Origin of the sequence: Mangrovibacterium diazotrophicum, assembly GCF_003610535.1 — a bacterium.
GTDB lineage: Bacteria > Bacteroidota > Bacteroidia > Bacteroidales > Prolixibacteraceae > Mangrovibacterium > Mangrovibacterium diazotrophicum.
Window position 1 is genome coordinate 91,882 of record NZ_RAPN01000003.1, and the last position, 21,385, is coordinate 113,266.

Consider the following 21,385-nt stretch of genomic DNA (forward strand, 5'->3'; position numbering starts at 1 on the left):
CCGTTTGCATATTGAAAGTTGGAATTAATCCAAAATTTTATCTTTGCGCAACGTTATATAAAATGAAAAAAATGAGAAGCCAATTCTTTTTGACCGCGCTTGCCGTGTTGTTTCTATTGTTTTCCGGTAAGTCGTTTGGTCAAAGTTCCACTTCTGGTGCGAATGTTGTTTCAACAGCTGTCCCTTTCTTGACGATAGCGCCCGACTCTCGGGCAGGAGCGATGGGGGATGCCGGTGTGGCAACTTCTCCCGATATGAACTCGCAACACTGGAACCCCGCAAAATATGCCTTTATCGAAAGCGACCTTGGTGTTGCACTGTCTTATTCGCCTTGGTTGCGCAACTTGGTTGACGATATCAACCTGGCCTATTTGTCAGCGTTCAAACGCATCGATGAGCAACAGGTCGTAAGTGCTTCTCTTCGTTATTTTTCGTTGGGAGGGATTACGTTCCGAAACGAATACGGTGAGTTGCAGGGACAACAAAATCCGAACGAGTTTGCCTTCGATGTGGCTTACTCTCGTTTGTTATCCGAAAAATTTTCAGGATCTGTGGCATTACGTTACATCCGTTCCGATTTGACCGGAGGGATGCCAGTGGGAGGAGTTGAATCACATGCCGGTAATTCGTTTGCTGCGGACATCGCTTTTTACTATCGCGATGAGATGCGTCATAACCGCAAAAACTCGGTGTTTTCAGCCGGGGTAAATATTTCAAACATCGGTAGCAAAATTTCCTATACCGATGGTGAAACCAAGGATTTCATTCCGGCAAACCTGCGTTTGGGTACGTCCTACGAAATGGAGCTGGACGATTATAACTCGCTGAATTTTGCATTGGACCTGAACAAACTTTTGGTGCCGACTCCGGATACCGAAAGTTTAACCGATGAAAACGGTGTGATTGTTGGCGGGGGTTTTAGCGAAGACAAGTCAGTTATCGGAGGTATCATCAGTTCATTCTCCGATGCTCCGGGCGGTTTCAAAGAAGAATTGCAGGAAATCACCGTTTCGTTGGGGGTTGAATATTGGTATCAAAAGCAATTTGCGCTTCGTGCCGGATATTTCCACGAAAATGAAAATAAGGGTAACCGAAAATATTTCACGGCTGGTGCCGGTTTCAAATTGAACGTGTTTACCCTCGACTTCTCTTATTTATTCCCAACACAACGGAACCATCCATTGGAAAACACCTTGCGTTTTTCATTGGCCTTTGATTTCGACCAGTTAAGCAGTAAAAGAAGATGATTATACGCGTAGGACTTGGCTATGATGTTCATAGCCTGGCAGAGGGAGAGACATTGTGGCTGGGAGGAATCCTTGTTCCGCACAGCAAAGGAACAGTTGCGCATTCGGATGGTGACGTTCTGATTCATGCAATCTGTGATGCGCTATTGGGAGCGGCAAAACTTCGGGATATTGGTTACCATTTCCCGGATACGTCTTCGGACTTTAAAAATGTAGATAGTAAGATTTTACTCAAAAAATGCCAGGAACTCATTGCCGAAAAGGGCTACGAAATTGGCAATATTGATGCGACAATCGCTGCGCAGCAACCAAAGTTGAAGGATTTTATTCCGTTGATGGAAGCCAAAATGGCAGAGGTGCTGGGTATCGACGAGGATTGTGTCTCGGTAAAAGCAACAACCACAGAACGGTTGGGATTCGAAGGGCGCCAGGAAGGAATTTCTGCTTACGCCTCGGTGTTGATTCAAAAATAACAGGGTATGAAAAAGACATTAGTAATAGGCGCCAGCGAAAAGCCGGAACGCTATTCATACAAAGCAATTAAAGCACTTCGCCAACATGGACACGAGGTTGTGGCTTTGGCGCCAAGGCCAGGTAAAGTTGCCGATGTGGACTTTAGTACCGACCCTGTCGATTTTCAGGGAATTGATACCGTGACCCTTTACGTGGGGCCACAAAACCAAGCAGGCTATATGGATTACGTGGAGAAGCTTCAGCCGAAGCGGGTCATTTTTAACCCGGGCACGGAGAACGATGCGTTTGCGGAGCGTCTGGAGCAAGCAGGTATTCAATCAGAAATAGCCTGTACGTTGGTATTGTTAAGTATTGGCCAGTACTAATGGAGACTTTCATCGGTACACTGGACGATTTTGCCGGGTTTCTGACCCGTGAGCAAGCCGTTATCGTGTATTTTTCAACCGATGAGTGCCAGGTCTGCAAAGTATTAAAACCCAAAATAGTTGAACTGATATGCGGCAGTTTTCCGGAGATGAAACTGCTGTATGTGCCTATGAACAGTAATCCGGAGATTGCTGGTCAGTATCGAATTTTTGCTGTTCCTACGATCGTTGTGTATTTCGAGGGGCGTGAATTCATGAGGAAGAGCAGAAGTTTTGGATTGGATGAATTAAAAAATGAGATTTCCCGTCCATATAAACTGATGTTTTCTTGAATCAAATTTGAAAAACAAGGAAATAAATCTATTTTTAAGTCAACGTAAATATAGACTTGCTTGAAAAGAAACCTCAAAAAACTGGTTTGCCTTGTCGTTTTTACATTTTGTGCGCTTACAAACTTCAGCCAAACGGCAAAAATAGATAGTCTTTCAGCGTTGTTACCCCGTGCTAAGGGTGGCGAGTTGGTAAATCTGTATCTGGAACTATCTAAAGAATATGCCTTTGTCGATCCCTCAAAAATCATTTATTATGCCAATTTGGCGCTTCCGATTACTTTGGAGAACAAAAACGAGGAGCAAGAGTGTCAATGTTATTTGCGGTTGGCAGCCGGGCATATTTTCTCAGGAAATTTTGAGGAAGGTCGAGACTTTTCACAAAAGGGAATCGATCTTGCATTGAAGATTGGAGATGAGGAAGCGTTGGTGATTGGGATGAATACCATGGCGTCCTATCAGATGAACCTGGGGAATTATTCTGAAGCACTTGATTTGTTTCTTCGTTCACTTCTAAAAGCCCAGGATCTTGGATTGGATGAGCGGGTTGCTTCTATCAAATTAAACATTGGAACGGTACTGACAACGAAGGGTGACCGTGTTACAGGCTTGCGCTATCTGCTCGATGCTTTGAGTTATTACGAGGATCATAAAGATCCGAAGATCGAAGCGCGTATCATGAATAATATTGCCGTAAACTACCACTACTGGAAGGATTACGACCGGGCTCTCGAATTTTACCAGAAGACACTCGAGATTGATAAAAAGTTGACAGACTACATCGGTCAAACAATTGTGATGAACAATATCGGGGAGATCTATAAGGATAAAGAAGAATACGATGAAGCTATTCCTTACTACCAGGAAGTAATTGAACTTGCCGACAGTATTGACATGGGTGATTATTACAAAGCCTACGGTTGGATTGGTTTGGCGGAGGTGTACCTGCGGAAAGAAGAATACCAGCAGTCGAATTACTATATCGGCTTGGCGTTGTCGATATTTGAAGAGATTAAAATGCAGGAAGGCATTGCCACAGCCAATTGGTTGTTGGCTCAGATTAGTCTGAATCTGAATTATCTTGGTCAGGCGCTACGGCAAATCAATGTTTGTAAGGAAATTGCCAGCACCTGTGGCATCATCGATCTTGAGCAGGAAGCCTATTTGATAGAGTCGAAAATTCGGGCCAAGTCGGGCGATTATAAAGGTGCCTACGAGAATTTGAAGCACTACACACTGATTACCGATACACTTTACAGCCAGGAACGAACCAACAGTTTCTCGCAGGCCCGTTCGGAAATGGATATGACGCAAAAGCAGAATGAGATTGAGCTTTTGCAAAAGGATAACCAGATTAAGGATCTACGCATTCGGAAGCAAAAGTCAAATACATTGATTCTCTCGGTTGGTGTGATGTCGCTCTTTATCGTTTTCCTGATCATGTTGAGCTACATAAAATCGCGGAAAAGGGCAAACGACCTTTTGACTGAGAAAAACCGGAAAATTGGCCTTCAGCATAAAGAGCTTCTGAAGGTTAATGAAACGAAAGACAAGTTCATGTCGATCATTGGACATGACCTGCGAAACCCGATTGGTGCTTTCAAGGATGTGATTGGGCAATTATCTGATTTCCCCGAAATGTTTACCGACGAGCTGCGTCAGCAAATCATCAACGAATTACGAGACGAGGCCGAAAGTACCTATTTCCTGCTCGACAACCTTTTGTCGTGGGCCAAGAGTCAGAAGGATGCTGTTAGTTACAAGCCCGAACGACTGGACATTCCTGCCCTTGTGAAAAATAATATTCAACTCAATTTCAGGGCTTCCGAGAGTAAACTGATTCGGGTAACAAGTGATCTGCAGGGAGATTTGCAGGTTTATGCTGACCATAACATGGTCAACCTGATCTTCCGTAACCTGATTTCAAACGCCATCAAATTCACCGAAAATGGAGGTTTGGTGCAAATAATCGGGAAGGAGCAGGGCGATAAAATCCTGATTTCGATTAAAGATACAGGCGTTGGAATCGAAGAAGCCGATGTGCCGAAAATTTTCAACCCCAATGCGCACGTATCGACCTACGGTACCAATCACGAAAAAGGCTCCGGACTTGGTTTGTTGCTTTGTAAGGAGTTTGTTGAAACCAATGGAGGAACAATCCGGGTTGAATCGAAAAAAGGCCAGGGAACGACCTTCTCATTTACGCTTAAAAAGTACAGCGATACCATTTAGTATTTTGCGAACCGTTCAAAACGTCAGGTCCGGAGGGACTGAATTTCCGTATTTCGCCGAAGAAATGACTTTTTTGTCATAACTTGTCGGTTGGTTCACCTTTTGATCACTACCATCAAACGGTAAAAACGCCGTATTCCCCGAAAACAACACAGAAGGGAGGCGTATTTTCCCAATTTTTATCATTCTAAAGTAAGTCATTGAAAAAAAATTAAGACAAATGAAGAAATCTTGGATCATTTTAGCCGTCATTGCGGTTGTTGTTATTTTTATTTATTCGTCGTTTAAGGGCACCTACAACACGATGGTGCAAAAGGACGAAGAAGTTAGTGCCAGTTGGGCCCAGGTTGAGAACGTTTATCAACGTCGCGCCGATTTGATTCCGAACCTCGTAAATACAGTGAAAGGATATGCAACGCACGAACAGGAAACTTTGGAAGGTGTGATTGAAGCGCGTTCAAAAGCCACTTCTGTGAATTTGAATGCCGATAATCTGGATGCGCAATCGTTGCAACAATTCCAGCAGGCCCAGGATGGTTTGTCGTCAGCATTGAGCCGATTAATGGTCGTTGTTGAGCGTTACCCCGATTTGAAAGCCAACCAAAACTTCCTGGATTTACAGGCGCAACTGGAAGGAACAGAGAACCGGATCACGGTTGAGCGTCGGAAATTCAATGAGTCGGCTCAGGGATTCAACACCTATATCCGTTCATTCCCGAAAAATATTTACGCCAATATGTTTGGCTTCGAGAAGAAAGCTTATTTCACCGCGGAGCAAGGTGCTGAAAAAGCACCGGTTGTTAACTTCGACGAATAAACGTATAGAATATGGCAGTAGTCGATTTTTTTACAGAACAGGAAAAGAAACAGATCACAGATGCGATTAAAGCAGCGGAATTGAAAACCTCGGGCGAGATCCGGGTGCATGTTGAAGGTCGCTGTAAGGAGGATGTCCTCGATTGTGCAGCCCATTGGTTCGAGCAACTTAAAATGCACAAAACGGCGGCACGAAATGGCGTTCTGTTTTACCTGGCCGTTACCGATCGCAAGTTTGCGATTTTGGGAGATGCCGGTATCAACGCCAAAGTTCCCGATAATTTTTGGGAGTCAACGAAGGATTTGATGCTATCGCATTTTAAAAAAGGACGTTTTGCCGATGGCTTGTCCGAAGGAATATTAATGGCCGGGAAACAGCTGAAAGAACATTTCCCTTACCAGAAAGATGATGTGAACGAACTTTCGGATGATATTTCGTTCGGGAAAAAATAAAGGAACATGAAACAACTACTTTTAATAATAGCCCTTTTTTTTGGTTTTACTTCATACGCTCAGGATATTCCGGAAAAATCGGATCGCTTGGTCAATGACTATGCGAATGTGCTGAGTACAGGAGAGGAGAATCAGTTGGAGGGAGAGCTTGAAAATTTTGCCCGTCAAACTTCTACCCAGATTGTCATTGTAACGGTTCCTTCGTTGGATGGATACGATGTTTCGGATTACGCTTTTCGTTTGGGTGAAAAATGGGGTGTTGGTCAAGGCGACAAAGACAATGGCGTGGTGGTGGTGTTCAAACCAAAAACAGCCGATTCGCGTGGAGAAGTGTTTGTGGCCGTAGGCTACGGTTTGGAGGGCATAATTCCCGATGCTACCGCTAATCGCGATATTGTGAATGGCGAAATGATTCCGCGTTTCAGGCAAGGTGATATTTATGGTGGCCTGTATGCCGGTACAAAAGTCATCATGGGACTGGCTTCGAAGGAATTTACCGCGGCAGAGTATCACGAAAAGGTTAGCGATGGTGGTGGTGGTGCCGGCATAGCCGGGATCATTTTCTTTTTTGTCATCATCTTTTTCGTATCGTCAATTTTCCGAGGGCGTCGCCGGTATTACACCGGTGGCAGTAGCTTGCCATTCTGGTTGCTGATGGGCGGCATGATGGGCAGCAGTAATCATCGCGGAAGCTGGGGGAACTTCTCAGGCGGAAGCGGTGGTTTCGGTGGCGGCGGAGGCTTTGGTGGCTTCGGCGGCGGCGGTTTTGGCGGTGGCGGTGCCGGTGGAAGCTGGTAACGCCGATCATTCAGAAATAGACCGAACGAAAATAAATAAAGGCTAACTGCAAACAGTTAGCCTTTATCGTTTGTATTTCCTTTTTTGCAGGGAAAGTTCGCTTATAATTCAGCTCTGATTTTAGCAATTACTTCTGCGTATTCAGCATCTGTCAAACTTTTCTTTTGCGGGTTCATTTCAAACACACCACCAAAACCGTATCCGTCTTTGTATTTCGGAACGATGTGCGTGTGCAAATGCGATAAGGTATCGGCATAGGCACCGTAATTGATTTTTGTTGGTTTGAATGCACCGGCGATCGCTTTTCCAACCTGGGCAACATCGCGCATAAAAGCATCGCGTTGTTCGTCGCTTAGCTCGTGAAATTCCACACCATGATCCTTGTAAACAACATTACAACGGCCATAGTAGGATTGTTCTTTAAACAGGAACAGCTGTGATACTTCAAGATCGCAGATCTTGATCATTAGATTGTGTAAAGTCTCGTTGTTCTGACAGTACAGACATTCTGAGATTGGTGAGGGCATAGTCGAAAATTTATGATTGGTTATTTTCGGCGCAAGGTAGCACAAAATGCCGGGGGCTGAAGGGGATAAACTGTTTAAAATTTCGTCCGATTTCAACTTCCAGACGACCATTTACAACTATTGTCTTGTTTCTTCAAGTTATGGTCATTCTGTATAAGCTTTCAGGCTTTTTCCAGTGTTTGTTGCTGCTCGGGCATTGGTTCTTCAACTCGGTAATCCTCGAATATGATGGCGATAGCGATTTTGACAAGGAAGGTGAATACCAGGAAGCCTACCGAGAAGATCAGCGCCGCTGTTCTGATTTCGATCATCGATGGTGTATACACGTAGATTTGCCCGAGTACGTCGGGGGTGAACCCGGGGATGATCAGGGCAATTCCTTTTTCTACGTAAACACTGGCATAGATCAGAACAGCACCAATGTTGAGTGTTGTGAAGTTCTTTCGTGTTTTCGGCACAAGAAAAAGAACAAAAGCGATGCAGCCCATAATAATGGAAGCCCAGCTGTAAGGCACGAGCTCCTTGTTGTCGCCAATTCCAAACAGCAAATACTGCCAGTAAAGAAGATGCTCGGTTCCGCTGTAAAACTCTTTGAATAGTTCGGCCACCGAGAAGAAAAGATAGATAAACATCGCGTAGACCATCAGCTCGGCGATGGTCCAAATGGCTTCATCCTTGATCTCGAAACGGGTAAACTTGCGAAGCAGTTGGAATAAGATGAGGAGGATTGCCGGTCCGGAACAGAATGCAGAAGCCAGGAATCTTGGTGCAAGCAGCGCGCTGTTCCAAAATGGTCGGGCGGGAATGGCATTGTAAAGGAATGCTGTTACCGTATGAATGGCCACTGCCATCGGTATGCTGACGAAAACCAAGGTCAGAACGAGTTTCTTGTTGTAATCCTTTTTGATGAAAATTCGGTGCAACAAGTGGATGACCACCACCAGGTTTATGCAGAGGTAGGTGAGCAAAACAAAGAAATCCCACGATAGCATGGAGGATGGAAAGTTCATGGTGCCGATTCCCGGGAGCATGTGCCAGAAGCGGAGCGGATTGCCAATGTCGACAACGATAAATCCAATGCTCATCACAACGGCACAAATAGCCAGCAGTTCGCCGAATATGACAATCTCTTTGATTGGCTTCCAATTGTAAATGTAGGCCGGAATGACCAGCATCACGGCCGCAGCAGCAATCCCGACCAGGAAGGTGAAGTTGCCGATATAGAACGCCCATGAAACCGAATCGCGCATGTTGGTAGTTACGAGGCCATGATTGAGTTGTTTGGCATAGCCTCCGGCACCCCAGACCATAATCAGCAATAAAAAAAGTAGCCACGCGTAATAGCCGCGATTTCCCCGGGAAAGAATTGGTAGGATGCTTCGTGGAAATTGTGTCAGTTTCATGGATCTCGGTTTTGCTTCGTTAAATTGGTTCGGTCTTTATACTCCAAAGAAATAGTAAAACTTCGGTTGTGTATTTAGTTCTTGTTTCAGCACCAGCACCCGTTTATTTTCGAGGATGTACCTGATCTCACTTTCCGGATCGAGCAGGTTCCCGAATTTCCGTGCTCCAACAGGGCAAACTTCAACACAAGCCGGGTACCGGCCTTCACGAACCCGCTGGATGCAGAAGGTGCATTTCTCGACGACCCCTTTCATGCGGGGACGATTGCCCAGGTAATGCACGTTGGTATTCATCTCGTCCTCGGGAACCGAGGGTTCGGCCCAGTTGAAGTGCCTTGCGCCGTAAGGACAAGCAGCCATGCAATAGCGACAGCCAATGCACCAGTTGTAATCGACAACCACAATTCCGTCGGGTTCCTGCCAGGTTGCTTTTACCGGGCAAACAGTGGTGCACTGTGGATTTCGGCATTGCTGACACTGAACCGGCAAATAGAAATGACCTTCTTCCGGAACTTTTTCCGGATTGTAGTGAACGTCGGAATCGGCAAAATCAATTCCCTTTTCTTTTTCCATCTGAAGAACCTGTATCCAATGAATTTGCGGACCGCGCGACTGGTTGTTTTCCTCCACGCAGGCGTAAACACATTTCCGGCAACCAATACAGCGCGACAGGTCGAGTGCATAGCCAAACAGAATTCCGTCGGTTGCCGGCTTAGCCGAAACCGTGAAATCTTTACCGTATTTATTTTTATACTCCAGCTGCAGGCTGGTAATGATCTCGTCCACTTCAGCTTTGGATAGGGTGCGGAAGTTTTTCTGTAAGAAGTGGTCAAGTGCTTTCATGTCGCATCCCGAAAGCGCGATGGCAGAACCTGCAGCCAGCGCCATGTTCTTCAGGAATGACCTTCTGGATTTATCTTCTTTCATAGTTCTGATTTCATCAATTTAGTTCGACATTTTCTGCGGAAGAGGAGGCGGTTCCGGAGTCATCGGTTCAAATTTTGGCGCATGCGGATTATGGCAATGCACGCAAAGCAAATAATGCTTTTGGCCGTTCCATTGGCCGATTCGTTTGCCATGAACGCCAACCCGCCAGTCACGCAATTTCTCGCCATGGCACTGGCCACAGAGTTTGTACGATTCATCAAACCCCAATAGCTTCCCGCTTGCAAGTCTTAGACTGTCCCGGTTTATCAAATCGTGGCAATCCAGGCACCAGCGATTTTCCTTATCGTGATCAAAAATCGAGGTCACTTCTTCGTGCCAGTCCAGTTCCCGCCTGGTTGGATTTGGTTCCAGCTCGCTGTGGCATTCTGAACAAGGGAAAATACCTTCGGTGAGCGGAGGAGCTTCAACGGCGAATTCTTCAGCCTGTTCAGAAGTCATTATTTCCGCTGGGAGAACTTGTTCGTTGTACCTCTTCTCCTTTACATGGCAGGCTGTGATCACCAGCGCGACAATAAGAAGCACGATTCCCGATCGAAGCAACTCGGCTGGCATTCGTTTTCGTTGTGACCCGCAACGGCATTTGAGAATATGGTTGTCGGTTCGATTCATAGTTTAGGATTCAGTTTTTTTCGACTTGTAAAACTTGGTGTATAAAATGGAAGTACCGAGGGAGACAACCGCCAGCGCCATGAAGAGCAGTATGCGGAAAACGATATCGATATTGGCAAAATCGACAAAAATCAGCTTGCAGGCGGAGGCCAATACGGACGCGATGGCCAGCCATCGGTATTTGATATTCTTGAGCAAAAGGCTGGTTGCGAAAAATAGAATAGCAGCGAAAATCCAGGATGCGGTGATCCATGTATCAGGCACGATATGGAAGAGTGAAATGAGGGTCATGATCCAGCCTGCGAGCAGATAGACATTCCGAATCAGTTCAGTCTTCAATTGCAGCCGGTCTTTTTTCCAGTTAATGATTCGTGCACTGAAAAAGGCGATGAGCATAAACGAGAAGTTGGTCCCGTTGTAGCTTTGTTCGTCACTCAAATAGAGTGCGAGTAGTAATAGAAACAAAAACGTGTTGATAACCACAATGAAGCGCGACCTGAACCAAAGTGCCATTGATACAACCAGCAAACTTTGGATGGATAAAAGGGTGTACGCTTTGGGAAGAAGGAAGAGCCCGTAGAAAGCGACGCTCATGGCAACGAAACTGTAAATGGCGTACATCGATGCGAAAAGCTTGATCTCAGTCCGCTTTTGCAGGATGATGGAATAGGCCAGGCAGAAAGCAGCGATGAACGAAAACAAAAGGATGTACGAATCCCTGAAATAGAGTAAGGTTGAAAAGGCCAGGACGACGGAGAAGTTCAGACCATTCCAAACTACAGAGGCAATCAGCAATTCCCGTGACGCTGTTTCTTTGGGCGGGATAACAGCCAAAGCGGAAAAAGCAATGGCACTCATTAGGAAGCAGAGGTAGCTTATTCCGGGTGAAGCCGCCAGTTCTAAAGGATTTCCGATGAGCGGGTTGTTAAGTAGCCAGTTGGTGTGGGCCAGGTAAATAATAAACATAAAGGCCAGCACCAGTTTTTGCCTGCCGAAACGAATGTAAATGTATAGGGCAATGACTGATGTGAGCATCGTGATGAAGGCAGCAAATGCAATCGACCCGTTCACAATTCCCGTAAATAGTAACATCAGCAAGGCCAAAAACGACAAGGTCGCTTTCTGCTTTCTAATCGACCAATAGATTTGAATGCAGACGACGATTAACAGTAATCCGGTTCCCAAAGTTTTGCTGTTAATTAGAGGCGTTTCGGTAAAAAAGTGCAATTGCAGGCTGACATAAAAGAGAAGGAGATGGCCACTGTAGCCAAAAAGTTTGGAGAGGTACGCAAATGGTTTCCGGCTATAGTAGGAAGCTGCGTAGATTAGTCCGACGGATGCAAATCCGACAATGGCGGACAGCAGCGGATCTTTCAGGTATTGCACCAAAAAGCTTATTCCAAAGAGCAACACAATGTTGCCCAGCCAGGCCAGTCCGTACTCTCCGATGCGCGATTCCACATTTCCTTTTTCGGCAAAGGTTAGGTTCAACTCAAATTCAGAATCGTCGTCGGATTCATCGACTTTTAATTGACTCCTTTCTTTTGCTGTTTTGAGTTGCAATGCCTGTTCAATCTGCGTCAACCTGTTTTTGATTGCGTTGATCTCATTGGTAATTGCATCCAATTCTGTCTTTTCGGTTCTTTTCATTCCCGATAGCTCTTAATGCTTCGTTTTACGAGACTGAAAAGATTTGGTCATATTTAAAGTGCTGATATATATCAATATGCTTGTTGGGGGTAGACTTGGAGTGTTGGTCGGCTTTGCCCGAATAAAATCCAGCGGATTTTCATGTTTGTAGCTATTTCGGCTGCGGTACGGTGCGACTCCGGCAGGAGTCGTATAAAACAAAGATACTTCCGCTATATAAACATACGATGGCTCCGGCATCTGTAACAGATTGGCCGACATTAGCCGCTTAACTTCTTCGCTACGGCAGGAAGGATTCGCACGGTAGCGATGGAAACGGGTGTGTTTAAAGTATGTGTTAACAGTTAGTTGGGCATTTTTTTTGTTACTCACCGGGTGACTCAAAGTCACCCGGTGAGTGGAGATGATGGCTATCTCATGGAGCTGTTATGCCCCCTCGCTGCCGCACGATTCTAGGAAGGATTCGCGCGGTAGCGGTGGAGTTTTAACCTGCTGATATTTTAATATGCTTATGGAAGGGCTTGGTTTGTTGGCACGCTTTACAAAAGTGGGGCAGTGGGGGGGTAGCGGTTGTTTTTTATTTTCCACCTTTCAATAATGTAATAATCCCAAATCCCTTTTTTGATGGTTAATTGCAACTCTATTGTATTGGGATTTGTTTCGAAATATTGTCCATAGACACCTGCGTCGATGTTTATTCTTTCTTCTTTTCCCATAAACTCGAAGTTAATATTCGGAGGCGTTCTTGATGTTCCTGAGTTGATTTTAATAATTTGGCAATCGACCGTTTCAGAAACACTTTGACTTGCGTTTCTCTGATTTAAATAGTCCCAGATGCCCATTGATGTCAGTCCGATACTTAAGTAAGAAAATAAAAATCCTTGGACGATATATAATAGAACTAGTGGAATTTTTGCAATAAGGCTTTTTGATTCATTCCATTTCTCTCTTAAAAACCTGATTCTGATGAATCCAAGTATTATAATTCCCAAAAGCGTTGGGATTAAAAAGACGAAAATGTAAAATCGGGAGTCGCCACCAATAGTTTCTGGTTCGAGAAACTTTCTATAAAGAACCCAAATAATCACTAGTCCAATTAAAATTGAAATCGTCAATTTTTCTGATTTGGACGTGCCTGCAGGTTTTCTTTGTTTAGATATGGTTTGATTGTATTTCATTCTCTTAAATAACCGCTAAAGGAGGCTTGGGTTGTTGGCACGCTATACAAAAGCGCGCCTGCGGGTGGGATTTTCATTTTGCATCATATCTTTCCAATATATCAAATCCCCAGACTCCCTTTTTTACAGTCAGGTTCACATATTGGGCCGCATCAATCTTTTTCGTATCAGAATATTTGAAAACTAACTGTTTTTCAAATCCTTTGTAAACTATTTCAACATAAGGTTCTCGCTTACTTCGATGTCCTTTGGGGCCAGGTAAGCTTCCCTTTCTGACAATCTCAAATCGTTTATCTACGGTTTGATTATCCGCAAAATAATAGTTTGATGCCATAAATCCGAATAAAAGGAAGGCTCCTGTCATACACGTATGAGCTACATAATGCAAAAGCCAGTGAGCTCTCATGCCGTCAATCTTATTGAATTTGTCATAAAGCAACGGTGTCAATAAAATACCGGGAGTCAACCAAATCAAAAGAGGAATTTTTATCTCGATGATTGTTCGTCTGTAAATTAAAATCTCCCAATACAACAGAATCAGTCCAAGAAAGAATAAGATGCTAAATAAAGCTTCAAGTTTCTTATTTCCATTAGGCCTACGTTCTTTTACTAATGTCTTTTTACGAACGCCTTTCAGTCCTTTTCTAATTGAGGTGTCACTCATTTATTTACGTTTATTATTCGAATCAACGATCACTTGCAAGTTGTCGGGGCGGATTGTGAAGCGCGTAGTCCCGACTCGTAGGGATGACGGTCAAGAAAGGAGCAGCGGCAACGAACACCACCAACACCCGCAATGCAATTTACAACTTGTGTGTGCCCGTTTTTTATTTTTGTCCAAGCCATATTTTACCTTTTGGTAAGAAATAAGCTGTGTCATTATTTTCATTTGGATAGACAATTTCTTGATTTCTATATTTCCCGTTTTTCAATTTTCTTAAAAGTCTTCTGTCTGAGTAACAGTCCTCGATTCTTTGGTATTGCTCTAATGGCCAAAGCAATTCACTTTCCTCATATGGCTCTTCGTCAACTCTTGGTTGCCAATTGAAATCAGAACCCAATTGGGTCGTAAATGAGGAACTATTTTGTTTAAAATCCGCTCTCTCAAAAATATTTTCATAATACTCAATCTTCTCTTCAATCGCGCAAACCACTTGCGATTTAGATATTCTGGGTTCGTAAAGCCATATTTTCAAATAATACGGTTTGTTTAATTTTTCCAGTTCAGTTCTCCAACTATCGTAAATCTTCTCAAGTCCTTTTATAATTTCTTTTTTAGCCTTTCCTTTCGGTTCTGGAATTTCACTGTCTATCATTGTCAAATTATCCCAAGGGTCAACATAGACTTTCACATATTCGTATTTGTATTCAGTCAATTGCTCAATATTTAATTCCAAATATTCATTAATCCAATTCTGAATATTTGCAATCTTTCTTTTTAATCCTCTAATTTTCTTGAATTTCACTGTCTTTATTTAAATTACCCACAACGCCAGTCTGTCTAAAAACTAAAATTAAGTCGTTGAGATTTCCATATTTCATTCTTTTTAAAGTCAGCTCCCAAAATAATTCCTTCATACAAGATGGTTTTTAGACAGTCTGACGGTCACTTTTATGTGGTTCGGCGGGAAAGGCTCTCCCCGTCGGTTCTTATTGGCGGGGCAGTCTACTCGATTATATACCGTGCTTTCTAGCTTCTCAATTTATATAAAGTATTCCATTCTAATCCTTCGTTATCATGTCGAGTCCAAAAGTCTGTCAGTTTCAAATCTTCAATTTTTCCTTCTTCCGGGCCAAACTGATAGTCTGTCATAAAGTACAAATCATTTGACGGAGATTCAGTCAATCCTATATTAATAATCTTAGCGATTTCAATCTGATAATAAGTTTTGAATTGAAATCTAAATTGTTGGTTTGTTCCTGTTTCTCCATTATCCATATTGGGAATTGCAATTTCGCCTGGCTCAAAGTCCCAATTGATTATTTGCCCAGCGAAAAATCCGTATTCTTTTTCATTTCTCAAATCAGGATTACCAAGATGTATCATTACTCCAATCTTGTTTTTCAAAAAGTCATTAAATAGTCCTCGGTGGCCAATTAGTCGATTCTCCTCAATTATGGCAATCTCAAAATCAGCTTGGGGTAATCCTAATTTATCAGTTCCTATACTTACAATTTCTATTGATGGCATATTTAACTTGTTTTGTTGGGTTTCAACATGGCTTTAAAGATCACTTGCAAGTTGTCGTTGTGTGAGAGGCTCTCCCTGTTAGTGCTTACTGGCGGGGCAGTCTACTCGATTGACGGTAGTTTTTTATTCATTGTTTATCAGTTAGAATCAACAAAAAATCAAGAGATTGAGTCTCGTAAATCATTCTCTTGTAGGCTTCGTTTTTCTCTAATCTATTAGTTACTTTTTGTTTTGTTTGAAATTCTTTTTTCAACACTGGAAATTCAACCTGATAAAATAAGACTGCGTCTTTAAATTCTTTTAATGAATATCTCCACCCACAAATCTTTTGTCCCAAATAGTCGAGCGGTGAGCAACCACTTTTCGAATCCCAATATATGTCTTGATAAGTTATCGAGTCATTTTGTATTAAAAGTTCACCTTCATTTCCTGCTCCCATTGTTATCCATTCGTTTGTCTTTCTGTTTTGCACAAGAAATACAATTTCCTTTTGTCCAATTTGATATTTTGTGATTCTATTAGCACAAGTCCAATCTTCGAATTTTTGGATTTTTATTTCCCTTGAAATAGAGTCTCCTTTAATCCAGGCTGTGATTTTTAAAGTGAAAGTCAATGAGTCAAGACTCACTATTTCCCCTTCTAAAATTAAGTCCGATTTCACAATCAACTGAGGTAATGGAGTCGGGTCATAGTCGGCAAGAGCTCTGTGTCCGATTATTAATAATATCAATATGACTAAAGTGTATCTCATTTGTTTTTCAAATATACCGCCAACGGATGGGTATATGTACCAAGTAAATCTATACCCCTATTACTGGTCTAATTATTAACCAGTCGGATTGGGTTTCTAATCTAGATAATTCGCCGAAATTTACCATAACGAAAAATAATTTATCCCTATTCCAAATAATTCGTTGAATCCGGTTGCTTTTCCCTTCACCGAATATTACCATTAGGAATTAAAGAGCAGAAAATCTCCAATTATGTGGGAATACCGAATATCGTTATCTTTCGGCTGACATTAGTAAGAACATCGAAAACAAATAGCAATGTTAAAATCAATTTTTCTATTTCTGGCAATTTTTGTTGCCGGTCAACTTTCGTCGTGGGCTTGTACCAATATATTGGTTAGCCCCGGAGCGTCGAAAGATGGTTCGGCCATGATTGTGTATTTAAATGATGGTGAGTGGTTGCAACAACTGCATAAGTATCCGGCAGCCGATCACGCCGATGAGGAGTGGTTGAATGTTGGAAGCGGGAAAGTGAAACAAGTGCCGCACACCTACGGAAGAATCGGGTTTCAGATGAATGAGAAGCAGGTGGCGATCGGCGAAACTACCTTTACCGGACGCGAGGAATTGTGGAATCACGATGTATTTTTGAAATATTGGCACCTGATGGAACTGGCACTCGACCGTGCTGCTTCGGCACGTGAAGCGATCCAGGTGATGACCTCACTCGTTGAAGAGTACGGTTATGGTAGTGAAGGCGAATCGTTTTCGATTGCCGATAAGCATGAAGCCTGGATTCTGGAAATGATTGGAGCCGGGGCTGATCAAAAAGGCGCCGTTTGGGTGGCCCGCAAAGTTCCGGATGGAATGATTTCGGCGCATGCCAACCATTCACGAATAGGCGTGTTCCCGTTGGATGATCCGGAGAATTGTTTGTATTCGGACAATGTGATTTCTCTCGCAGTAGAAAAGGGCTACTACGATCCGAAGTCGGGAGAGCCTTTTCGTTTTAACGATGTGTATTGTCCGGCAACGCCGGCTATTTTGCGCTATTGCGAATCGCGTGTCTGGAGCATTTTCCGCCGGGCAGCACCCTCGCAAAACTTTTCGCCCGATTATAACCGTGGTGTGCAGGGAGCAGAACCCTACCCACTGTTCATCAAGCCGGATTATAAAATAGGTGTTGCCGAGTTAGCGGCTTTGGTGCGCGATCATTACGAAGGTACGCCCTGGGATATGACCAAAGGCCTGGAGGCTGGCCCGTACGGAAGCCCCAACCGGGATCGTCCGTTGACTTTTCAGGTGGAAGGTGATGATTGTGCCTGGGAACGCCCGATCTCGAACGTCAATACAGCCTTCTCATTTATCAGCCAAAGTCGCGCCTGGTTGCCTGACGCGATTGGCGGGGTGATGTGGTATTCGCCCGACGATACCTTTACCAATTGCTATACTCCGTTCTATCCGGCAATTTCTCAGATTCCCGATGCATACGCGAAGGGAGATCAGGGCAAGTTCTCGTGGGAGTCGGCCTGGTGGGCGTTCAATTTCGTTTCAAATTACATCAACCTGAAGTATAGTTACATGATTCAGGATGTACAACCGGTACAGAAACGTTTGGAAGAAAAAGCGCTGGCACAACAGGATTCGGTGGAACAAGCTGCATTGAGTCTGTACAAAACAGACCAGGCAAAAGCAATAGCTTCGCTGACTGATTACTGTGCATCGACAGGGAACGAGGTTGTCAAAGAATGGCGCGAGTTAGGACAGTTCCTGGTGATGAAATACATAGATGGTTACATCAACGATGAACGAGGTTCGGGACAAACAGCCGGTTATCCGCAGGAATGGTACGACCGGGCTGTGAAAGACAAGCCGAGCTTGAAAAATGCCGTTTGGGATGAAAATGCGGAAAGCAAAGAGCCGCGTAGTTATTGAGATTGCGAATAAGCATAAAATAAGAAAGGCCATCAGGTAAATCCTTGATGGCCTTTGCAGTTATTGTAATCTTGATTTATTAGTCTTCTGCACCAACTTCAACATCCATAATATCCTTGTCAACGAGGATGCGACCACAGTATTCGCACACGATGATTTTCTTGCGGTTAGCAATGTCCATCTGACGTTGAGGCGGGATTTTGTTGAAGCAACCACCACAAGCATCACGCTGTACGGTAACAACAGCCAAACCATTACGGGCATTTTTACGGATACGTTTGAAAGCTGTCAGCAAACGGGCTTCAATCATGTTCTCAATCTTTTCGCCTTTGCTTTTCAGTTTTTCTTCTTCAATTTTTGTTTCCGCAGTAATCTCGTCCAATTCTTTTTTCTTGCGGTCGAGGTCTTCTTCACGTTCAGAAAGCTGAACTTTTGAACTTTCAATCGTTTCCGATTTCGTTTTCATTTCAGCGGTGAATTCTTTAATTCGTTTTTCAGAAAGTTCGATTTCCAGTTTTTGGAATTCGATTTCTTTGCTCAATGAGTCGTATTCGCGGTTGTTGCGAACGTTGTTTTGTTGTTCAGTATATTTCGCAATCAGTGCTTCAGATTCTTTGATGGCAGCTTTCCGGTTTTGGATGGAAGTTTCCAGGCTGCGTACATCATCGTCAAAATTGCTGATACGGGTTTTTAAACCGGTGATATCATCTTCAAGGTCCTGAACCTCAAGAGGAAGTTCGCCACGCAGCGTTTTGATTTTGTCGATATCCGATGCAACAGTTTGTAATTCGAAAAGTGCTTTCAGCTTCTCACTGATTGGCACGGTTTTGTCTTCTTCGCGATACTGTGTATTCATATTTTGAATGCTGTTTTGTTCTTTTTAAATCAAGTAGTTAATCGGGTTCGTGTTGATAGCCGATAACCGGACGGCAAATTTAGGGAATTTTTTTGTAAGTAATTCATAAAAAACTTCTTTAGTGTATTGTTCACTTTCAAAGTGGCCAATATCGGCGATAACAATTTTCCCTTCTGCCTCAAAAAACTGGTGGTATTTCATGTCGCCGGTGATAAAAAGGTCGGCCTGGCTACCAATTGCCTGCCGGATCAGAAAGCTGCCGGCACCGCCGCAAACTGCTACTTTCTTCACTTTTCTACCCAATAGCTGACTGTGCCGAACCACCTTGCACTGGAATTGCTCCTTCACAAATTTCAAAAAGTCGGTTTCCGAAATTTCTTCATCCAGTTCCCCAACCATTCCTGCACCGACAGTATCAAATGTATTGTCGAGCGGATAAATATCGTAGGCAACTTCCTCGTAAGGGTGAGCCGATAGCAGCGCTGCTAAAACTTTGCCCTGCAGTTGTGCCGGGAAGATGGTTTCGAAACGGATTTCCTTTTCGACGTGCAGCTGTCCTTTTTCACCGACGAAAGGATTAGCTGATTCACCAGCGCGAAAACTACCTTCACCCTTGGTGCTGTATCCGCACGAATCGTAGTTGCCAATATGCCCGGCTCCGGCTTCAAATACAGCTTGCTGAACTTGAGCTGCCTGTTCCTCCGGGATGAAAGTCACCAGCTTTTTCAGCTGATTTTTAGCAGGCGCCAAAACTTTGCAGTTCATGAGTTTGAGTTTTTCGCAGATTTTGCTGTTGACACCGCCATGCACGCTATCCAGGTTGGTGTGAGCCGCATAAATGGCAATGTCATTTTTAATGGCCTTAATTACGCAACGCTCCACTTCATTTTTACCGTTCAGCTTTTTCAGTCCGCCAAAAATAATCGGGTGGTGGGCAAGAATGAGTTGAAAACCTTCTCGAATTGCTTCGTCAACAACAGCTTCTGTCACATCCAGGCAAATCAGGGCATTCGAAACCTCGTCTGATGGATGTCCGACTAAAAGTCCGGCATTATCATAACTTTCCTGATAGGCTAACGGAGCAATCGATTCAATGTATTTTGTGATCTCACTGATCTTCATAATTCGAATTCTGGTTTTCGGTCGGTTTGGGAAAAGGGCAGTTGACGAAGATTTAATCGTCCAGCTCGTTTCGAATATCAACGAGCATCTGGCGAATGGTCTGCAAACGATCAACCATATCGTGGTTGTCCACCGTTTCATCTTTGTTGTCTTTCAGCTTCTGCTTGGCGCCTTTCAGTGTCAAGCCTTTTTCTTTCACCAAGTGATAAATGAGCTTCAGTTGCTCAATATCATCCTTGGTAAACAGCCGGTTGCCCTTTTTGTTTTTATGGGGTTTCAGGACATCAAATTCCCGTTCCCAATAGCGAATATGCGACGTGTTAACATTGAACATGTCGGCTACTTCGCTGATGGAATAAAAAATCTTTTCTATTTGTGGCTTTTTGTAAGGCACAGCCAACGAATTAGTCCATTGATTGACCGGTGTTGGCCGATAAGGCGATCATGCGGTCGTATTCTTCCGGGGTCAAATCTTTAAAGTAGTAGAACTGCGGATTGATCGGTTTTCCGTTTTTGTGTACTTCGTAGTGAAGGTGAGGACCGGTTGATTTTCCGGCATTACCAACATACCCGATTACACTGCCGCGTTTTACTTTATCGCCGACTTTTACGTTGAATTCGTTCAAGTGACCATAAAGGGTTTCGTAGCCAAAACCATGATCAACCACAATCCAGCGACCAAAACCACTGCGCGAGGTTTTTACTTCTTTAATAACACCATCGCCGGTTGAGTAAACTTCAGTTCCGATTGGCGCCGAAAAGTCCATACCATAGTGGAAACGACGGATTTTATAAACCGGGTCGATGCGGAAACCCCAACCAGAAGCGGTACGTTTCAGGTCTTTATTCGAAACAGGCATCACGGCCGGAATGCTGGCAAGCATTTTTTCTTTATTCATCGCCAGTTTCACCAACTCGTCGTACGACTTGGATTGTACGTATGCTTGTTTTGAAACAATATCCAGTTTGCGTGCTGTCTTGATCACCAGCTCCGAGTTATCCAGGCTTTCCAGCTGGGCATATTTATTAATACCACCAAAACCGGCTTTCCGAATTGAGTTTGGAATAGGGTCGGCTTCAAAGATAACACGGTACAAATTATCATCTCTTTCCTGAAGATCGGTCAATACCTTTTCTACATCTTCCAGGTTTTTGAACATCAAATCATATTGGGTGGCCAATCGCTGGTTTTCCCGTTTCAGCGTCTTGGTTTTCGGAGTTTCATAAAACTGAAGAAAAACCGCGACCATGATGACGCTCATCACCAGGCTGACGGAAAAAAGAATAAGCAGGCGTGATAATCTGGCTTTAAAGTTGTGTTCAACCTTGACGTAACTTAATGTTTCCGGGTTGAATTTATACTTCGCTTTTACCATAGAAAAACCAATTTCTTTTTTACAAGTGTAACAAATTTAAGTAAATAATCTAACTTTGCAAGACTTTTAAATCGAGCTGGTTCGACTGTGGGCAAAAGTAATCTTTTTCCACTTGAAAGCGGCTTGATAACCTTGCAGTTAACGC

The 21,385-nt window shown here is 43.7% G+C and carries 24 protein-coding genes; 9 read left to right on the forward strand and 15 right to left on the reverse strand.

All coding sequences use genetic code 11. The features are described 5' to 3' along the window. The first annotated feature begins 62 nt into the window (after positions 1-62). The 8 genes from porV (at position 63) to BC643_RS18580 (ending at position 6,714) form a co-directional block, all read left to right on the forward strand. Entirely contained in the window at positions 63-1,247 is a 1,185-nt protein-coding gene (gene porV / locus BC643_RS18545; RefSeq protein WP_120274777.1) for a type IX secretion system outer membrane channel protein PorV, read from the forward strand. Beyond that, positions 1,244-1,720, forward strand: a complete 477-nt coding sequence (gene ispF / locus BC643_RS18550; RefSeq protein WP_120274778.1) for a 2-C-methyl-D-erythritol 2,4-cyclodiphosphate synthase — start codon at positions 1,244-1,246, stop codon at positions 1,718-1,720. The genes porV and ispF overlap by 4 nt, the downstream gene beginning before the upstream one ends. Before the next feature lie 6 nt (positions 1,721-1,726). After that, positions 1,727-2,086: a CoA-binding protein gene (locus tag BC643_RS18555; protein WP_120274779.1), complete on the forward strand. Its 360-nt coding sequence runs from the start codon at positions 1,727-1,729 to the stop codon at positions 2,084-2,086. After that, on the forward strand, positions 2,086-2,418 hold the full coding sequence (locus BC643_RS18560) for a thioredoxin family protein (RefSeq protein WP_120274780.1): 333 nt from the start codon (positions 2,086-2,088) through the stop codon (positions 2,416-2,418). The genes BC643_RS18555 and BC643_RS18560 overlap by 1 nt, the downstream gene beginning before the upstream one ends. Before the next feature lie 60 nt (positions 2,419-2,478). Continuing rightward, positions 2,479-4,647, forward strand: coding sequence for an ATP-binding protein (locus tag BC643_RS18565; RefSeq protein ID WP_120274781.1), 2,169 nt, complete (start codon positions 2,479-2,481; stop codon positions 4,645-4,647). A gap of 220 nt (positions 4,648-4,867) precedes the next feature. Next, a complete protein-coding gene (locus BC643_RS18570; protein ID WP_120274782.1) occupies positions 4,868-5,464 on the forward strand; it encodes a LemA family protein in 597 nt (198 codons plus the stop codon). A gap of 11 nt (positions 5,465-5,475) precedes the next feature. Further along, entirely contained in the window at positions 5,476-5,916 is a 441-nt protein-coding gene (locus BC643_RS18575; RefSeq protein ID WP_120274783.1) for a TPM domain-containing protein, read from the forward strand. A gap of 6 nt (positions 5,917-5,922) precedes the next feature. Further along, on the forward strand, positions 5,923-6,714 hold the full coding sequence (locus BC643_RS18580) for a TPM domain-containing protein (RefSeq protein WP_120274784.1): 792 nt from the start codon (positions 5,923-5,925) through the stop codon (positions 6,712-6,714). Positions 6,715-6,815: 101 nt separating this feature from the next. Here BC643_RS18580 and BC643_RS18585 read toward each other — a convergent pair whose 3' ends face one another. The 11 genes from BC643_RS18585 to BC643_RS18630 all read right to left on the reverse strand — a co-directional run bounded on the left by BC643_RS18585 (position 6,816) and on the right by BC643_RS18630 (position 15,971). Beyond that, a complete protein-coding gene (locus BC643_RS18585; RefSeq protein WP_120274996.1) occupies positions 6,816-7,241 on the reverse strand; it encodes an HIT family protein in 426 nt (141 codons plus the stop codon). A gap of 161 nt (positions 7,242-7,402) precedes the next feature. Continuing rightward, positions 7,403-8,644, reverse strand: coding sequence for a sulfate reduction electron transfer complex DsrMKJOP subunit DsrP (gene dsrP / locus BC643_RS18590; RefSeq protein ID WP_120274785.1), 1,242 nt, complete (start codon positions 8,642-8,644; stop codon positions 7,403-7,405). Positions 8,645-8,680: 36 nt separating this feature from the next. Next, positions 8,681-9,571 (reverse strand): 4Fe-4S dicluster domain-containing protein, encoded by an 891-nt coding sequence (locus BC643_RS18595; protein ID WP_120274786.1) that lies wholly within the window; start codon positions 9,569-9,571, stop codon positions 8,681-8,683. An 18-nt stretch (positions 9,572-9,589) separates the two neighbouring features. Continuing rightward, positions 9,590-10,201 (reverse strand): hypothetical protein, encoded by a 612-nt coding sequence (locus BC643_RS18600; RefSeq protein ID WP_147377273.1) that lies wholly within the window; start codon positions 10,199-10,201, stop codon positions 9,590-9,592. 3 nt (positions 10,202-10,204) lie between these two features. Further along, positions 10,205-11,851, reverse strand: a complete 1,647-nt coding sequence (locus BC643_RS18605) for a hypothetical protein (protein WP_120274788.1) — start codon at positions 11,849-11,851, stop codon at positions 10,205-10,207. Between the two features lie 539 nt (positions 11,852-12,390). Further along, positions 12,391-13,029 (reverse strand): hypothetical protein, encoded by a 639-nt coding sequence (locus BC643_RS18610; protein ID WP_120274789.1) that lies wholly within the window; start codon positions 13,027-13,029, stop codon positions 12,391-12,393. A 73-nt stretch (positions 13,030-13,102) separates the two neighbouring features. After that, positions 13,103-13,693 carry a hypothetical protein gene (locus tag BC643_RS18615; protein ID WP_120274790.1) on the reverse strand — a complete coding sequence of 197 codons (591 nt, stop codon included), beginning with the start codon at positions 13,691-13,693 and terminating at the stop codon, positions 13,103-13,105. A 163-nt stretch (positions 13,694-13,856) separates the two neighbouring features. Next, positions 13,857-14,495, reverse strand: a complete 639-nt coding sequence (locus tag BC643_RS18620) for a hypothetical protein (RefSeq protein WP_120274791.1) — start codon at positions 14,493-14,495, stop codon at positions 13,857-13,859. Further along, positions 14,476-14,607 (reverse strand): hypothetical protein, encoded by a 132-nt coding sequence (locus BC643_RS23685; protein WP_262697261.1) that lies wholly within the window; start codon positions 14,605-14,607, stop codon positions 14,476-14,478. The genes BC643_RS18620 and BC643_RS23685 overlap by 20 nt, the downstream gene beginning before the upstream one ends. A gap of 112 nt (positions 14,608-14,719) precedes the next feature. Beyond that, positions 14,720-15,220 carry a hypothetical protein gene (locus BC643_RS18625; protein WP_120274792.1) on the reverse strand — a complete coding sequence of 167 codons (501 nt, stop codon included), beginning with the start codon at positions 15,218-15,220 and terminating at the stop codon, positions 14,720-14,722. 127 nt (positions 15,221-15,347) lie between these two features. Further along, positions 15,348-15,971, reverse strand: coding sequence for a hypothetical protein (locus BC643_RS18630; protein WP_120274793.1), 624 nt, complete (start codon positions 15,969-15,971; stop codon positions 15,348-15,350). A 298-nt stretch (positions 15,972-16,269) separates the two neighbouring features. Here BC643_RS18630 and BC643_RS18635 point away from each other — a divergent pair, with 298 nt between their 5' ends. After that, positions 16,270-17,886, forward strand: a complete 1,617-nt coding sequence (locus BC643_RS18635; RefSeq protein ID WP_120274794.1) for a dipeptidase — start codon at positions 16,270-16,272, stop codon at positions 17,884-17,886. 79 nt (positions 17,887-17,965) lie between these two features. Here the strand turns inward: BC643_RS18635 and BC643_RS18640 are convergent, their stop codons facing one another. Genes BC643_RS18640 through BC643_RS18655 form a run of 4 tightly spaced genes read right to left on the reverse strand, consistent with a single transcriptional unit; the run spans position 17,966 to position 21,240 of the window. Further along, positions 17,966-18,742, reverse strand: a complete 777-nt coding sequence (locus tag BC643_RS18640; protein ID WP_120274795.1) for a zinc ribbon domain-containing protein — start codon at positions 18,740-18,742, stop codon at positions 17,966-17,968. Between the two features lie 24 nt (positions 18,743-18,766). Beyond that, positions 18,767-19,864: a Nif3-like dinuclear metal center hexameric protein gene (locus tag BC643_RS18645; protein WP_120274796.1), complete on the reverse strand. Its 1,098-nt coding sequence runs from the start codon at positions 19,862-19,864 to the stop codon at positions 18,767-18,769. A 52-nt stretch (positions 19,865-19,916) separates the two neighbouring features. Then, entirely contained in the window at positions 19,917-20,258 is a 342-nt protein-coding gene (locus BC643_RS18650) for a MerR family transcriptional regulator (RefSeq protein WP_120274997.1), read from the reverse strand. A 10-nt stretch (positions 20,259-20,268) separates the two neighbouring features. Next, positions 20,269-21,240: a M23 family metallopeptidase gene (locus BC643_RS18655; RefSeq protein WP_120274797.1), complete on the reverse strand. Its 972-nt coding sequence runs from the start codon at positions 21,238-21,240 to the stop codon at positions 20,269-20,271. Positions 21,241-21,385: the final 145 nt, after the last annotated feature.